This is a genomic window from Streptomyces sp. NPDC031418, from assembly GCF_055581605.1.
This window is the reverse complement of the sequence record NZ_JBVIJC010000022.1, coordinates 133161-148673: the sequence shown is the minus strand read 5'-3', so window position 1 is coordinate 148673 and position 15513 is coordinate 133161. Positions and strand designations below refer to the sequence as shown.

General features: G+C 73.6%; 14 protein-coding genes and 1 pseudogene. 5 read left to right on the top strand and 10 right to left on the bottom strand.

All coding sequences use genetic code 11. From position 1 onward, the window contains the following. Window positions 1–144: 144 nt before the first annotated feature. A pseudogene (locus tag ACZ5CZ_RS29720) lies at window positions 145–906 on the bottom strand (hypothetical protein); the annotation flags it as partial. Between the two features lie 7 nt (window positions 907–913). After that, entirely contained in the window at window positions 914–1999 is a 1086-nt protein-coding gene (locus ACZ5CZ_RS29715; protein ID WP_385842387.1) for a LacI family DNA-binding transcriptional regulator, read from the bottom strand. Window positions 2000–2181: 182 nt separating this feature from the next. Between ACZ5CZ_RS29715 and ACZ5CZ_RS29710 the strand changes: the two genes are divergently transcribed. Further along, window positions 2182–3126 (top strand): ROK family protein, encoded by a 945-nt coding sequence (locus tag ACZ5CZ_RS29710; protein WP_468947367.1) that lies wholly within the window; start codon window positions 2182–2184, stop codon window positions 3124–3126. Between the two features lie 16 nt (window positions 3127–3142). Here the strand turns inward: ACZ5CZ_RS29710 and ACZ5CZ_RS29705 are convergent, their stop codons facing one another. The 3 genes from ACZ5CZ_RS29705 to ACZ5CZ_RS29695 form a co-directional block, all read right to left on the bottom strand. Next, the gene (locus tag ACZ5CZ_RS29705; RefSeq protein WP_468947365.1) at window positions 3143–5173 is read right to left on the bottom strand and encodes an NPCBM/NEW2 domain-containing protein; all 2031 of its coding nucleotides are present in this window, start codon (window positions 5171–5173) and stop codon (window positions 3143–3145) included. 203 nt (window positions 5174–5376) lie between these two features. Then, a complete protein-coding gene (locus ACZ5CZ_RS29700; protein WP_468947364.1) occupies window positions 5377–6150 on the bottom strand; it encodes a maleylpyruvate isomerase family mycothiol-dependent enzyme in 774 nt (257 codons plus the stop codon). Window positions 6151–6178: 28 nt separating this feature from the next. Beyond that, complete coding sequence (locus ACZ5CZ_RS29695) at window positions 6179–6478, bottom strand: hypothetical protein (RefSeq protein ID WP_468947376.1); 300 nt, start codon at window positions 6476–6478, stop codon at window positions 6179–6181. Window positions 6479–6744: 266 nt separating this feature from the next. Here ACZ5CZ_RS29695 and ACZ5CZ_RS29690 point away from each other — a divergent pair, with 266 nt between their 5' ends. Beyond that, window positions 6745–6948: a hypothetical protein gene (locus ACZ5CZ_RS29690; protein ID WP_385842392.1), complete on the top strand. Its 204-nt coding sequence runs from the start codon at window positions 6745–6747 to the stop codon at window positions 6946–6948. A 149-nt stretch (window positions 6949–7097) separates the two neighbouring features. Further along, window positions 7098–8141 carry an NUDIX hydrolase gene (locus ACZ5CZ_RS29685; protein WP_385842393.1) on the top strand — a complete coding sequence of 348 codons (1044 nt, stop codon included), beginning with the start codon at window positions 7098–7100 and terminating at the stop codon, window positions 8139–8141. Window positions 8142–8158: 17 nt separating this feature from the next. On the opposite strand, the gene ACZ5CZ_RS29680 is transcribed toward ACZ5CZ_RS29685, so the two are convergent. Continuing rightward, window positions 8159–8860, bottom strand: coding sequence for an MBL fold metallo-hydrolase (locus ACZ5CZ_RS29680; RefSeq protein WP_468947363.1), 702 nt, complete (start codon window positions 8858–8860; stop codon window positions 8159–8161). Between the two features lie 568 nt (window positions 8861–9428). After that, window positions 9429–10784, bottom strand: a complete 1356-nt coding sequence (locus ACZ5CZ_RS29675; protein ID WP_468947362.1) for a M20/M25/M40 family metallo-hydrolase — start codon at window positions 10782–10784, stop codon at window positions 9429–9431. A gap of 130 nt (window positions 10785–10914) precedes the next feature. Between ACZ5CZ_RS29675 and ACZ5CZ_RS29670 the strand changes: the two genes are divergently transcribed. Next, complete coding sequence (locus tag ACZ5CZ_RS29670; RefSeq protein WP_468947361.1) at window positions 10915–12168, top strand: geranylgeranyl reductase family protein; 1254 nt, start codon at window positions 10915–10917, stop codon at window positions 12166–12168. Between the two features lie 82 nt (window positions 12169–12250). Here ACZ5CZ_RS29670 and ACZ5CZ_RS29665 read toward each other — a convergent pair whose 3' ends face one another. Then, a complete protein-coding gene (locus ACZ5CZ_RS29665) occupies window positions 12251–12706 on the bottom strand; it encodes a nitroreductase/quinone reductase family protein (protein ID WP_385842397.1) in 456 nt (151 codons plus the stop codon). A gap of 126 nt (window positions 12707–12832) precedes the next feature. On the opposite strand from ACZ5CZ_RS29665, the gene ACZ5CZ_RS29660 reads away from it, so the two are divergent. Beyond that, complete coding sequence (locus tag ACZ5CZ_RS29660) at window positions 12833–13519, top strand: TetR/AcrR family transcriptional regulator (RefSeq protein WP_468947359.1); 687 nt, start codon at window positions 12833–12835, stop codon at window positions 13517–13519. Between the two features lie 101 nt (window positions 13520–13620). Here the strand turns inward: ACZ5CZ_RS29660 and ACZ5CZ_RS29655 are convergent, their stop codons facing one another. Both ACZ5CZ_RS29655 and ACZ5CZ_RS29650 read right to left on the bottom strand, forming a co-directional pair. Then, entirely contained in the window at window positions 13621–13905 is a 285-nt protein-coding gene (locus ACZ5CZ_RS29655) for a DUF6332 family protein (protein WP_385842399.1), read from the bottom strand. Between the two features lie 99 nt (window positions 13906–14004). After that, window positions 14005–15486 (bottom strand): MFS transporter, encoded by a 1482-nt coding sequence (locus tag ACZ5CZ_RS29650; protein WP_468947357.1) that lies wholly within the window; start codon window positions 15484–15486, stop codon window positions 14005–14007. Between the last annotated feature and the right edge of the window lie 27 nt (window positions 15487–15513).

The window sequence follows — 15513 nt, the reverse complement described above, 5'->3', positions numbered from 1 at the left end:
ACAAGGAAGGGGGGGGGGGGGTAAGGACAGGCAGCGGCAACGCAAAAAAGACGGAAAAGAAAAAGACACCCCCCCCCCCCCCCCCCCCCCCCCCCCCCCCGGGGCGTCGGCGCCGTGGCCGACCCGATCCGAAAGAGAGGCCCAGCCCCTCTCCCCGCCCCGCCGGGCCTCGGCGTACGGTTCCAGGCCGGACTCCGTCACCCACCGCTGCTCGGCGAAGAGCCGGGTGCCCCGGGCGCACAGCGCCGCGTCACCGCGGGCCCGGGCGGCGAACTCCTCCGGTGTGTGCCCGAACAGCTGCCGTAACCGGGCCGACCGCCCGAGCAGTTCGGTGAGCAGGGGCCGCTGGCCGGGGTGCCGGCGGGGAGCGCCGTCGCCGTTGTGCAGCACACCGTGCCGGTTGACGTACGTGTACACGCCCGGCAGCACCGAGCCGTCCGCCAGCTCGACGCGTACGTCCGGCGAGGGCAGCCACGCCCGCCGGAAGTTGCCGTCGGGCAGCGGCACCCCCTCGCTCGCGTCGATCGCCTCCAACTGCCGCCGGTCGAGCCAGATGACGAACAGCTCGCACCACCCGCGCCGCGCTCGCACGGGGGAGGCGGACACATAACCCAGCCGGCTCACGTGCGCCGAGACACCGATGTCCACGCCGGACACCCGGGCCCGCACCATGGGCAGCGGCGCGTCGATGCGGAACTCGGCCATCTTGTGCCGCAGTTGGCCGGGGCTGGCGTTGGAGCCGACCGCGAGCACCGGCGCCCGGTCGGCGTGCACCAGGCGCTCCAGCGGCAGCATCCGGTCGCCGTGCAGCAGCCCGGAGTCGGCGGGCCAGGCGCCGGGATAGGCCAGCGGATGATCGCGCGGAGCCACGGCGAGGCCGAGTTCCTCCAGGGTGCGCCCGGTCATCGGCGGCTCAGTCGGCGGGCGGCAGCTCGCCCGAGCCCCGGGTGATCAGCCGGGTCGGCAGCTCGATCCGCTCCGGCGCCACCAGCGTGCCGTCGAGCTGGCGGAAGAGCCGGTCGGCCGCGGTACGGCCCAGAGCGGCCGAGTCCTGGGCGACCACCGTGACACCCGGCTGGAGCAGGTCGGCCAGTTCGAAGTCGTCGAACCCGACCAGGGCGACCGGGCGGGACCGGGACCGCTCGGCGAGGACCCGGACCACCGTGACCGTCACCCGGTTGTTGCCCGCGAAGACCGCGGTGACCGGGTCGGGCCCGCCGAGCATGTCCTCCGCCGCCCGGCGCACCCGCTCCGCGTCCGTCGCCCCGAGGGACATCCAGTGCTCCGCGACGGGTATCCCCGCGTCCTCCATCGCCGCCCGGTAGCCGCGCAGCCGCTCGGCCGCGGTGTGGATGCGCGGCATGTCGCCGATGAACCCGATCCGGCGGTGGCCGTGGGCGATGAGATGGGCCACGCCGTCGCGGGCGCCGCCGTAGTTGTCGGACAGCACCACATCCGCGTCGATCTTCCCCGCCGGACGGTCCACGAACACCGTCGCGACGCCCGCCCGGATCTCCGGCTCCAGATAGCGGTGGTCGTCCCCGGCCGGGATCACCACCAGACCGTCCACCCGCCGGGCGCACAGGGCCAGCGCCAGCTCCTGCTCGCGCTCCGGGTCCTCGGCGCTGGAGCCGTTGATCAGCAGGGCGCCGTGGGCGCGCGCGACCTCCTCGACGGCGCGGCTCAGCGGGCCGTAGAACGGGTCGGCCAGATCCTCCAGCACCAGCCCGATGCTGGCCGTACGGCCCTTGCGCAGCACCCGCGCGCTGTCGTTGCGGCGGAAGCCGAGCGCGTCGATCGCCTCCTGCACCCGGCGCTCGGTGTCGGGCGTGACCCCCGGTTCGCTGTTGACCACCCGGGAGACCGTCTTCAGCCCGACCCCGGCCCGGGCCGCCACGTCCTTCATGGTGGGGCGGGTGCCGTAGCGGGTGCCGGGGACGCGGTCTGCGCGGCGGGTGGTCTCGGGCACGGTGCGCCGTCCTGTCTGATCGTCGGTCATGTCCGCCACCGGGGTGCATGATCCGTGGGCTTGTATGAGGATGTGGCGTCGAGCATAGAGTGTGGACAACGTTGTCAGATGCGCGAGAGACTGTCCACCGCTGTCTGTCGGCCTGCGCCCCACCGCTTGACCGGCCTGTCTCATTCTGGGTTCTCGAGCTTCAACGGGGAGATCTGACTCTGATGCACACCGACCTCGTGGCAGCACTGGACATCGGCGGCACGAAGATCGCCGGCGGGCTGGTGGACGGCCGTGGCCGGATCCTGGCCCGCGCCCAGCGCGCCACCCCCGCCCAGCAGGACGGAGAAACGGTCATGCGGGCCGTCGAGGAGGTGCTCGGCGACCTCGCCGGATCGCCCCTGTGGGACCGGGCCGGATCGGTCGGCATCGGCAGCGCGGGTCCGGTGGACGCCTCGGCGGGCACCGTCAGCCCGGTGAACGTGCCGGGCTGGCGGGACTATCCGCTGGTCGACCGAGTCGGCGCGGCCACCGGGGGGCTGCCGGTCGAGCTGATCGGCGACGGCGTCGCCATCACCGCCGCCGAGCACTGGCAGGGCGCCGCCCGCGGCCACGACAACGCCCTGTGCATGGTGGTCTCGACCGGCGTCGGCGGCGGCCTGGTCCTGAACGGCCGGCTGCACCCGGGCCCGACGGGCAACGCCGGGCACATCGGCCACATCAGCGTCGACCTCGACGGAGACCCGTGCCCGTGCGGCTCGCGCGGCTGTGTGGAGGGGATCGCCAGCGGCCCCAACATCGCCCGCCGGGCCCTGGAGCAGGGCTGGCGGCCGGGTCCCGACGGGGACACCTCGGCCGCCGCGGTGGCCGAGGCCGCCCGGGCGGGCGACCCGGTCGCCCGGTCCTCCTTCGAGCGAGCGGCACGGGCCCTGGCCGCGGGTATCGCCGCCACCGCCACGCTGGTGGAGATCGACATAGCGGTGATCGGCGGCGGTGTGGGCAAGGCGGGCGACATCCTCTTCACCCCCCTGCGCAAGGCCCTCGCGGACTACGCGACCCTGTCCTTCGTCCGCCGCCTCACGGTCGTCCCGGCCCGGATGGGCACGGACGCGGGCCTGGTCGGCGCGGCAGCGGCGGCCCTGACCCGGGGACCGGCTGTCCACGGCTAGGCGCTTCCGCCGGACGTCAGCAGCTCAGCCGTGCATCCGCCCAGTCCGCGTGGTCGGAGTCGACGCCGTCGCCGCCGTCGGTGACGACGAGCCGGATCACCTCGGCACCGGTGACATCCGCGGTGACCGGCCGGGCCGGCATCGCGTTGGTCAGCACTCCGGTGGAGGCGACCTTGGTGCCGTCCGCCCAGATCTCGAAGGCCACGGTGCCGTCCGTGCCCTTCTCGTCGTCCACCCCGACCTCCGCGGTCACCTCGGTGCAGCTCCCGCCGGTGTAGAAGGAGACGTCGCTCAGGGCGTGCACGCCGAGCCCCTTGGCGTGCACCGCCCCGCCGATGGTGATCGGGTGCCCGTCTCCCGCGGCGTTCTCCCCGTTGCTGGTGTCGCGCTCCACCGGCCCCCAGCCGTTGACCGCGGACAGCCACGGCAGATCGCTCAGGTAGGACGTCCCGGAGGGCGGGGGTACGACGACCGTGGCGGTCAGGGGCAGCACGCCGTCGACCCGCTCCCCGGACGGCCCGCGGTAACTCGTCCTGAGGGTGAGGCCGTAGGACCCGGTCGGGGTGCCGGCCGGGGCGGTCACCCGCCAGCCGGTGCGCAGCGAGCGGCCGGTGGCGAGGGTGGTGGCCGTGGTCGCGGAGGCGGGCCGTACGGTCCACCCGTCGGGGCCGGTCAGCGAGACGGACACCGTGTGTGCCGGGGTACGGCCGAGATCGGTGACGGTGCTGGTCAGGGTGGCCGGGGTGCCCGCCTTCAGCAGGGGGTTGCCGTCCAGGCCGAGTTCGACCGCGGGCGGATGGGCCGCCCAGCGCGGGTCGGCCGAGACGCGCAGCAGGACGGTGCCGTGGGCCGGGACGGTGGCGGCGAGGGTGCCGGCGGTGTTGTAGCTGCGGTGCTGCCACAGGTCCCGCAGGGTGTAGGCGTCGGCGGCGGGCAGGCCGACCGCGCTCGCGGTGGTGCTGATCCGCTGGGCGGTGCCGGACTCGTTGAACAGGGCGACCGCGCGGCTGCCGTCCCGCATCTCCTTGGCGACGACCCAGCGTCCGCCCGCCGAGGAGACGACCGTGCCCTGCTTGCCGAGCGGGTCCTGGTCGACCGCGATGACCTCCTTGTTGCCGAGGATGCCGAAGGTCGCCGGGGAAGCCTTGCGCAGATCGGTGCCGATGAGCAGCGGCGCGGCCATGACCGACCACAGCGAGAAGTGCGAGCGGTACTCGGTGTCCGTCATGCCGCCGTTGCCGACCTCCAGCATGTCCGGGTCGTTCCAGTGGCCCGGGCCCGCGTACGGCGCGAGCGGGAGGTTCTGCTTCAGGATGGACAGCATCGAGGACCAGTTGTCGCTGATGTCACCGGTGGTCCGCCACAGGTGGCCGACGTCCGAGGCCCACTCCCAGGGCTTGTTCTCCCCCCATTCGCAGATGCTGTAGACGATGGGCCGCCCGGTCGCCTTGAGCGCGTCCCGCATGGTCCGGTAGCGCGAGCGGGCGTCGACGCCCTGGTTGTTGCAGTTGTCGTACTTGAGGTAGTCCACGCCCCAGCCGGCGAACTGCCGGGCGTCGCTGTACTCGTGGCCCAGCGCGCCCGGGAAGCCCGCGCTGTTGCAGGTCCTGGTGCCGGCGCTGGTGTAGATGCCGAGCTTGAGCCCCTTGGCGTGGACGTAGTCGGCGACCGCCTTGATGCCGTGCGGGAAGCGGGCCGGGTCGGGCACCAGCTTGCCGTCCGCGTCCCGCTGCGGCAGCGCCCAGCAGTCGTCCAGGTTGACGTACTGGTAGCCGGCGTCCTTCAGTCCTTTCGCCACGAAGAGGTCCGCGATGCCCTCGACCATGGTCTCGTCGAAGTCCGCCCGGCAGTGCGTGGAGTTCCAGTTGTTGAAGCCCATGGGCGGGGTCGCGGCGAGACCGTCGGCCAGGGCGGGGGCGAGGGGCTGTGTGACCGGGACCGCGACGGCGGGGGCGGCCAGCCCCGCCGTGCACAGCAGGGCGGCGGCGAGCGCTCCGGCCGCTCTTCGCAGGGGTGTGCGGGTCGTGCGGGGGTGAGGCTGACGCATCGTCGATCCTCCGACTCGCGGAAAGGCGGGATGACGGCAGGCGCTGCCCGAAGGCATGCACGCGTCATCGGTGCGCGTTTACGGTAGGACCTGTCGGACTCTGTTGGAAGAGCTGTGTCCGCTGTGTTCGATGACCCGTCAGAAGCCCTGATGCAGCGGGTGGTGCAGGGCAGGACGTTCGGATCTGTTCGTCCCGGCGGTGGTCAGGGTTCGTCGCCGACCCGGCCCCAGCCGGGCAGCGGCGGCTGGGGCCAGACGGGCGGATCGGGCAGCGCGCGAGCGGGTCCGTCCACCGTCAGGGCGTGGGCCGAGGTGCGGCCCGCGAGCCAGCCGAGGAGCTGGTGACCGGTCCCCGCGACCGAGGGACCGTCCGCCGAGACGGACCAGCGCCGCCCGAGATCGACGGCTTCGGCCGAGCCGATCGGGAATCCCTGGGCGCGCAGCGTGGTGAGGGTGTCGTCCAGGGCCCGGACGACGTACAGATCCGGCCAGTCGGCGGTGGTGTAGCCGGTGCCGAGGTCCAGGTGATGGGTCTCCAGCTCGCGCAGACAGCGCAGCAGGAGGTACCGGGCCGGGTGCCGCCAGCCCGCCAGCGCCGGGACGAGCCGGTCCCAGGCGGGCGCGGGCAGCGCGTGCGCCTCGGCCGCGAACCGGTCGAGGCTCTCCCGCAGGCGGGCCGTCAGGTCGCCAGGGGGCAGTACGGCGTCCCGCTCGACGCCCGCGGCCAGCGCCGCCGCGTCCGCGCGTGGCCCCGGCGCGCGGCCGGTGTGCGCGAGCCGCAGCAGCCATACATAGGCGTCCGCGCTGTGGGCGACATGCGCGAGCAGATGGCCGCGGGTCCAGGGCGCGAGCGCCGTGGGAGCCCGCAGCTCCGCGGCGGTCAGGCCGGCCGCGGCACGGACCATCCGCGCGGCCGACCGCTCGGCCTCCGCCAGCAGGTCCGCACCGGCCGTGCCGGATGCGAGGGAACCGTTCACGCACACTCCCGATCCGTTGCGCTCCGGCTCACCGGAACTCGTGGACGACCTCGATCCGGCCCACGATATGGCGGTTGAACTCGTCCAACTCCTCGGCGGGAACCCACAGTTCGAGGATCGTCTCACCTCCGGCCCGCTGCACCGGGTACCGGCCCAGAAACTCGGAGTCCACCTCGAAGCGGGTCACGAACCCCGCGCCGTCGTGCCTGACGTTCCAGTCCCGGGCGATGCGGATCGCGTAGTCCTCGTTGAGGACGGGGTAGAAGATCGGCTGCTCGGGCAGCCGGGGCGGCCAGGCACGCCACTGCGTCGCGCGCACCAGCTCCAGCTCCTTGGGGCCGGTGGGGCGTCAGAGGGTCGTGGTGGGGCGTGGGCCGGTCATGGTGCGCTTCCTGAAGTACGGGGGCGAGACGCCCGCATCGGAGCGGGCGGGACGAGATGCCGGACGATACCGGCGTGCCGAGCACCCCGGCCAGCCGTTTTCGGCGCACCGGGTGCGGGCGGCCCCGGTGGGCGGCGGACGCGGCCCCGCCCAGGTTCGGCCGCCGTTGGATTGCCGCGTGACCCCTGGCCGTCCCGGCAGTTGATCAGCGCATGAAGAAGCGCAGCATGCTCGCCCTCGCGACCCTCGCCACCGGATTCGTCGTGGCCGCCGTCACCCCGTCCCACGCGGCCGCCCCCGCCGCGGAACCTGGCCCCCTCGGCGGCCTCAACCTTCCGGACACCCTCGACTCCGCCGGCCACCTCGTCAGCCAGGACAGCTTCTCCGTCGACGACCACGCCCTCGGGCAGAACTAGGGGCGACCCCACGGCCGTACGGCGTGTGTGCCGGTGTCCCCGCCGCCGGGGGCACCGGCACTCCTGTGCGGGCGCCCTCACCGGGAGGGGGTTTCCGTGGCAGGGTGTTGCGGGCAAGCCACAGGGGGCCGACACAGGAGGGGGAGTCCGTGACCGTCGTCTGGATCAACGGCGCGTTCGGTGCGGGGAAGACCGCGACCGCACGGGAACTGATCGAGCTGGTCCCGCACAGCACGCTCTTCGACCCCGAGGTCGTCGGGGCGGCGCTGCCCCACCTGCTGCCGCCGAAGCATCTCGCCGAGGCCGGCGACTTCCAGGACCTGCCGATCTGGCGCCGGCTCGTGGTGGACACGGCGGCCGCGATGCTCGCCGAGCTGGGCGGCACCCTCGTGGTCCCCATGACCCTGCTGCGCCAGGAGTACCGCGACGAGATCTTCGGCGGCCTGGCCGCCCGCAGGATCCCCGTGCACCATCTGCTCCTCGCCCCGGCGGAAACGATCCTGCGCGAGCGGATAGCCACCCGGGACGTCCCGCCGGACCTGCCCGACGGCGAGCTGCGGACCCGCCAGTGGGCCTACGACCACCTCGAGCCCTACCGCGCCGCCCTCGCCTCCTGGCTGACCGCCGACGCCCACCTCCTCGACACCAGCGAGCTCACGCCGTACGAGACCGCCGTGCGCATCGCCGACGCCGTGGGCAGCGGCGCCGTACCCGCCTGCGACATCGTGCAGACGCCCGAGCCGACCGCGGAGACGCTCGCCGCGGGGGTGCTGCTCTTCGACGAACAGGACCGGGTGCTGCTGGTCGACCCCACCTACAAGCCCGGCTGGGAGTTCCCCGGCGGAGTGGTGGAACCGGGCGAGGCCCCGGCCCGCGCCGGGATGCGCGAGGTGGCCGAGGAGACCGGGATACGGCTCGCCGAGGTGCCCCGGCTCCTCGTCGTGGACTGGGAGCGGCCCGCGCCACCCGGCTTCGGCGGGCTGCGGCTGCTCTTCGACGGCGGCCGGCTGGCGGCCGATGCGGCGTCCCGGGTGCTGTTGCCGGGGCCGGAGCTGCGCGGCTGGCGCTTCGCCAGCGAGCAGGAGGCCGCCGAGATGCTGCCGCCGGTGCGGTACGAACGGCTGCGCTGGGCCCTGCGCGCCCGCGAGCGCGGCACCGCGCTCTATCTGGAGGCCGGCGTACCGGTCGGCTGAGGCCCGCTGACCGGGATTCAGCCGGCGGCCGCCCCGCGCAGCGCGGCGGCGGCGTCCCCCACGACCGGGTCCCCGTGCCCGAAGCACGCCACGTCCGCGTCCAGCCCGGCCAGCCGCCCCAGCGAATCGAGCAGGCGAGGACGGTCGAGGTTGAACACCCCCGGGATCACCGTGCCGTCCACCGGCGACGCCGCCACCGTGTCCCCGGTGAACAGCACGCCCTGATCAGGAAGGAACAGGGCGATGCTGCCGTCGGTGTGCCCCGGCACATGGACGACCCGCGCACCCCCGCCGAAATCCAGCACCGCGCCGTCGGGGACACCGGTGACCGCGCGCGGGGGCACCGGCCGATCCTCGGGCAGGGCGGCGAGCGCCGCGGCGTGCAGCGGCCGCTCCCACTCCACCAACCTCGGTGGCGGGCCCGCGAGTTCACCCCGGACGAACGGAGCGTCCAGGGGATGCGCCAGCACCTCGGCACCGCTCAGCGCGGCGAACTCGCCCGCCCCGCCCGCGTGATCCTCATGAAAATGGGTCAGCACGATCCGCCGTACGTCCCCGGGGGCGCGCCCCAGCGCCGTGAGCGCTTCGGCGATGACCCGCCCGGACCCGACCGGCCCCGCGTCGATCAGCGTCGACTCCCCGCCGTCGGACCAGAGATAGGCCTGACCGACTGGGAAGCGGAACAGGTGCAGGTGCGGCAACAGCGCGATGACGTCCATGCACCGACCGTAGGCAGCGCCCCCACCGGAGCACGAGAGCGCTCTGCCGTGGGCAGAAGACGTCAGCGCGTGGAGGGGGCTGGCGGGAATGCCGTCGGCAGATGGCGCCAGTGCTTGGGAACCCAGCGGCGGAGGGTGCCAGCGGGGGTCGTGCTCCCCGGGCAGCTGTCGGCACATGGCGTCAGCGTGTGGCGGGGTCGCCGGGGAGCCGTCGGAACATGGGGTCAGCCCGCGCCGCTGTCCCCGACCGGCCTCGGCTGACGCCAGTGTCGCCGGACAGCCCGCAGGTGGAGGGCGCGAGCCCATGCTGCTGTCGCCGGGCAGCCGTCGGCAGTTGGCATGAGCGCCTGGCGTGGTCGCCGGAATGCCGTCACCAGATGGCGTCGGCTCACCCCGCTGTCGTCGTACCCCCGTCGGCCGAAGGCATCAGCCCACGCCGCTGGCACCGCGCGGTCGCCAGGATGCCGTCAGCAGGTGGCTTCAGCCCACCGCGCGGTCACCACCCTGCCGACGGCAGACCGCCTCAGCTCACCGCCCGTCACCACCGTGCCGGCCGGCGGCAATCGCCTCAGCCCGCCGCGTAGTTGCGCAGGAACAGGGCCTCCGCGACCGACAGCCGCTCCAGCTCCTCCGGGGACACGCTCTCGTTGACCGCGTGGATCTGTGCCTCCGGCTCGTTCAGGCCGATGAGCAGGATCTCCGCCTCCGGGTAGAGCCCGGAGAGGGTGCTGCACAGCGGGATGGAGCCGCCCTGACCGGCGTACTGGAGGGTCTCGCCCGGGTAGGCGACCGCCATCGCGTCGGCCATCGCCTGGTAGGCCGGGCTGGAGGGGTCGGCGCGGAAGGCCTGGCCCTCGCCGATCTGCTCGGTGGTGACCCGGGCACCCCACGGGGTGTGCGTCTCGAGGTGGGCCTGGAGCAGCTTGCTCGCCTGCGCCGCGTCCACGCCCGGCGGCACCCGCAGGCTGATCAGCGCGCGGGCGCTGGCCTGCACGGACGGGGTGGCGCCGACGACCGGCGGGCAGTCGATGCCGAGGACGGTGACCGCGGGGCGGGCCCAGATGCGGTCGGCGACCGAGCCGTCACCGATCAGCTCCACGCCGTCCAGCACCTTCGCGTCCGCGCGGAACTGCTCCTCGGTGTACTCCAGGCCCTCCCAGGTCTCCGCCGCCCCGAGCCCGTCGACCGTGGTGGAGCCGTCCTCGGCGCGCAGCGAGTCCAGGACCCGGATCAGCGCGGCCAGCGCGTCCGGCGCGGCACCGCCGAACTGGCCCGAGTGCAGGTTGCCCGCGAGGGTGTCGATCCGGACCCGGACCAGGGTCATGCCGCGCAGAGTGGTGGTGACCGTCGGCAGACCGACGCGGAAGTTGCCCGCGTCGCCGATCACGATCGAGTCGGCCGCCAGCAGCTCCGGGTGCTGCTCGGCGTACCGCTCCAGGCCGCCCGTGCCCTGCTCCTCCGAGCCCTCGACGATCAGCTTCACGTTCACCGGGACTCCGCCGTTCGCCTTCAGGGCGCGCAGCGCGAGCAGGTGCATGATGAAGCCGCCCTTGCAGTCGGCGGTGCCACGGCCGTACCAGCGGCCGTCCCGCTCGGTCAGCTCGAACGGCGGAGTGGTCCAGCCGCTCTCGTCCAGCGGCGGCTGCACGTCGTAGTGGGCATACAGAAGAACCGTTTTTGCGCCCTCGGGTCCCGGCAGATAGCCGTACACCGACTGGGTGCCGTCGGGCGTGTCGAGCAGGGCCACGTCGGTGCAGCCCTCGGCGCGCAGCGCGTCCGCGATCCAGTTGGCGGCGGCCTCGCTCTCGCTCCTCGGGAACAGCGTGAAGTCCGCCACCGACTTGAAAGCGACCAGCTCGCCCAGCTCCGCTTTGGCCCGGGGCAGCAGCGAGGCGACGGTCTCGGCGACCGGATTCGACGACATGGGCACGCTCCTCGTGGGTGCGACGTTTACCTGGTGAGTAACCCGATCCTCCCACAGTGGCCTGCGACGACGGCCGCCGTAGGATGCGGGGGACACTTCGGCAGCGGCTTGATCGGAGCAGTAGACCATCGTGAGCGGCGAGAACTCTTCGGCGGACGACGTGCAGCAGGTCTGGGACGTCGTCGTGGTGGGCGCGGGACCCGCGGGGGCCTCGGCGGCCTACGCGGCGGCGGTCGCGGGGCGCCGCGTCCTGTTGCTGGAGAAGGCCGAGTTGCCCCGCTACAAGACCTGCGGCGGCGGCATCATCGGCCCCTCGCGCGACGCGCTGCCGCCCGGCTTCGAGCTGCCGTTCCGGGACCGGGTGCACGCGGTCACCTTCTCGAACAACGGCCGCTTCACCCGCACCCGCCGCTCCAAGCAGATGCTGTTCGGGCTGATCAACCGGCCCGAGTTCGACCAGCAGCTGGTCGAGCACGCCCAGAAGGCGGGCGCCGAGCTGCGTACGGGCGCCACCGTGCAGCGGGTCGAGCAGCACGGCTCGGCGGTGCCGGACCGGCGCACGGTCGCCGTGGTCCTCCAGGGCGGGGAGACGGTGCTGGCCCGCGCGGTCGTCGGTGCCGACGGCAGCGCCAGCCGGATAGGGGCCCATGTCGGGGTCAAGCTCGACCAGGTCGACCTCGGCCTGGAGGCGGAGATCCCGGTCCCCGAGCCGGTCGCCGAGGACTGGAAGGGGCGGGTGCTCATCGACTGGGGCCCGCTGCCGGGCAGTTACGGCTGGGTGTTCCCCAAGGGCGACACGCTCACCGTGGGAGTGATCTCCGCGCGCGGCGAAGGCGCGGCCACCAAGCGGTACTTGGAGGACTTCATCGCCCGGCTGGGGCTGGCCGGCTTCGAGTCCGCCATCTCCTCGGGGCACCTCACCCGCTGCCGTGCCGACGACTCCCCGCTCTCCCGCGGCCGGGTCCTGGTCTGCGGCGACGCGGCGGGACTGCTGGAGCCGTGGACCCGCGAGGGCATCTCCTTCGCGCTGCGCTCGGGCCGGCTGGCGGGGGAGTGGGCGGTCCGCATCGCCGAGGCGCACGACGGCGTCGACACCCGCCGCCAGGCCCTGAACTACGCGTTCGCGATCAAGGCCGGGCTCGGCGTCGAGATGAGTGTCGGCAAGCGGATGCTGGCCCTGTTCGAGCGGCGCCCCGGCCTCTTCCACGCGGCCCTCACCGGCTTCCGCCCGGCCTGGCGGGCCTTCCGCGACATCACCCAGGGCTCGACCTCGCTCGGCGAGATCGTCCGCACCCGCCCGATCGCCCAGCGCGCCCTGACCGCGCTGGACCGGGGTCCGTCGGCTCCGGTGGAGGCGGAGGCGGAGGACGCGTCCGCCTCCTGAGGAGCGGGCCGGCGGGCCGGGGGCACATCCCTGCCGCGCCGGAGTCCCGAGGGGGCGTCCGCCGGCCGGGCCGGCGGACGCCTCACCGGGTGACGGTGATGCGGAACACCGGGTGATCGGGGGCGGCCGCGAGCAGCTCCGCATCGGAGGACGCGGCCGTCACCCCGTTGAAGTAGTCCTTGACCTGCCAGCCCCACCGCTCCAGGTAGGTCCGCAGCACCGGCACCTTCTCCGCGTCGGGCAGCTCCACCGCGGTGAACGCGCGCACCCCGCGGCCGACGCGCAGCTCCCCGCCCCCGGCGGCCCGCATGTTCCGAACCCACTGCGAGTGCCCGCGCGCCGAAACCAGATACTGCCCGCCCTCGTACGTGTGCGGGTTGACCGGGATGCGCTGCATCCGGCCGCTCGTCCGGCCCCGCACGGACAGTTCCGCGGAGCCGGCGAGGCTGAGCCCGTGCCGGGCCAGCCAGCCGATCACGCTGTTCAGGCGGACGGTCATCGGGCTGCCCTTGAGGTAGTACGGCGAAGACGACGACATGGTGACCCCCACGGTCCGGGAGAGCGGTGCTCTCGCTTGCCCTCAGTCTGGAGCAGATCGGTGCTCCGAAGCAAGAGCACTGCTCTCTTTTGTGTGCACCGCTCTCGTTCGTGGCACACTGCTGGCATGAGCACCGCACAGGGCGCCCGCGCACGGGTCAGGTCGGAAGTCACCGCGGCCATCAAGGAAGAGGCCCGCAGACAGCTCGCCGCACAGGGGGCGGCGAAGCTGTCACTGCGTGCCGTGGCCCGCGAGCTGGGCATGGTCTCGTCGGCCCTGTACCGCTACTTCCCCAGCCGCGACGATCTGCTGACCGCCCTGATCATCGACGCCTACGACTCCCTCGGCGAGGCGGCGGAGAAGGCTCTGGGCGCCGCGAGCGACGCCCCCGCGGTGGCCCGCTGGACCGCGGTGTGCGAGGCGGTGCGCGGCTGGGCACTGGCCCATCCGCACGAGTACGCGCTGATCTACGGCTCGCCCGTGCCCGGCTATGCCGCCCCCGAGACCACCGTCCCGGCCGCCTCCCGGGTCGGCCTGGTCCTCATCGGCATCGTGCGGGACGCCCACCGGAGTTCCGGCCTCGCCGAGCTGAGCCTGTCCGACGGGCTGCGCCCCGAGGCCGAGCGCATGGCGGCGGACCTCGTCCCGGACCTGCCGCCGGAGGCCGCCGCGGCGCTGGTGGCGGCCTGGGCCCAGCTGTTCGGGCTGGTGAGCTTCGAGCTGTTCGGCCAGTTCCACAACGTGGTCGAGGACCGGGCCGCCTTCTTCCGTCACGCGGCGGCGGGGCTCGCCCACGGCGTGGGGCTGCGCTGACGCGTGGTGCCGCGCTGGCCCGGCGGCCGATCGTCGCCGTACTCCTTGGCGAGTACCCGTGAGCGGGAGCGGGAGGACCGCGCCCAACTCGCCGTCCTCGCCTACGAGTCCGGGTTGGTGCGCCCCGGCCGGCCGGGCTGAGCCGCCCGGCGGAAGCGCCACAGCACACTCACCACCCGCACCACGAACACGGCCAGCGCCAGAAACAGCCCGAGCCGCGGCAGCACCAGGGCCATCGGCTTCGGCAGGTCGAACAGCAGCACCGGCCCGGCCACGGCCCCCAGCACCACGAACGCCGCGAACGCGGCGCTGGCCAGCGCGTACCCGATCTCGACCGTCGCCGCGTCCCGCTCGGCCGCGGTGCGGCGTCCCCCGTAGGTGTCCATGACCCCAGTGTGCCCCAGCGCCCGCCGCCGATACGCGGGCGCGCCCGGGCGGGCAACTGCCGCCGCCGGGCGCGCTGTCGGGCTGTCGTCGGGGACGGCTCAGTCGTGCACCGCCACCCGCTCCGCCTCCGTCTGTGCCGCGGCGGACCGGGCGACCACGAGGGAGGGCTGGGTACGACGGCTGCGCATCCCGGTGAGGGTGAGCAGCAGCCCGGCCAGGGCGACGCAGGCGACCACGGCGAAGCCGGGACGGTAGCTGTCGAGGACGGCCTGCGGGGTGGGGTGCGCCGGGGCGTGCGCGGTCACCACGGCCGTCACCACCGCCAGGAAGATCGCGCCGCCCACCTGTACGGAGGTGTTGAGCAGTCCGGAGACCATGCCCTGCTCATGGTCCTCGACGCCGTTGGTGGCCTGGATGTTGAGCGAGGGGAAGACCAGCGCGCAGGCCGCGCCGATCAGCAGCATGGAGGGCAGCACGGCCGCCGCGTACACCGGGTGCAGGTCGACGCGGAGGAACAGCGCGTACCCGAGGACCATGAACGCGAAGCCGGCCGCGATCAGCCGCGGGGTGCCGAACCGGTCGACGATCGCGCCGACCTTGGTGGAGGACACCGCCACCAGCGCGCCCGCCGGCAGGAAGGCGAGCGCCGTGTGGAGCGCCGACCAGCCGAGCAGGGACTGCATGTAGAGGGTGGTCAGGAACTGGAAGCCGACGTACGACCCGAAGAAGGCGACCGCGCCCAGCTGGGCCCGCAGCTGGCTGCCCGAGCGCAGCACGCCCAGCCGGATCAGCGGGCTCGGCGAGCGCCGTTCCACCCGCACGAACGCGGTCAGCAGCACCACCACGGCCAGGAAGGACAGCAGGGTGCGGGGCGCGGTCCAGCCGGTGTCCGGAGCCTGCACGACGGTGAAGACCAGGAGCAGCATCGACGCGGTGCCGAGGACGGCGCCCGGGATGTCGTAGCCGGCGTGCCGCTCCTCGCGGGCGCTGCGCGGCAGCAGCCGCAGCCCCGCGGCGAGGGCGATCAGTGCGACCGGCGCCGGCAGCAGCATGGTGAAGCGCCAGCTGGCCTCGGTGAGCAGGCCGGAGAGGACCAGGCCCATCGAGAAGCCGGTGGCCGCGCAGGTGGTGTAGATCGACAGGGCGCGGTTGCGCAGCGGGCCCTCGGGGAACGTCGTGGTGATGATCGACAGGCCCGCCGGTGCCGTGAAGGCCGCGCTCAGACCCTTGATGAAGCGGCTGGCGATCAGCAGCGGACCGGAGTCCACGACCCCGCCGAGCAGCGAGGCGAGCGCGAAGACGCCGAGCGCGACGAGGAACACCTGGCGCCGGCCCAGCAGATCGGCGGTACGGCCGCCGAGCAGCAGCAGACCGCCGTAGCCCAGGATGTAGCCGCTGACGATCCACTGCAACGTCGAAGTGGACAGATGCAGGTCGGAACCGATGGACGGCAGGGCGACACCGACCATCGACACATCCAGCGCGTCCAGGAACATCGCGGCGCACAGCACCAGCAGGGTGCCCCAGAGCCGAGGCGTCCAGCGCCCGTCGGACGGGGTGGGGGTGAGCGGAGAGGTCATGGCCGGGACACTACATGCACGTGCATC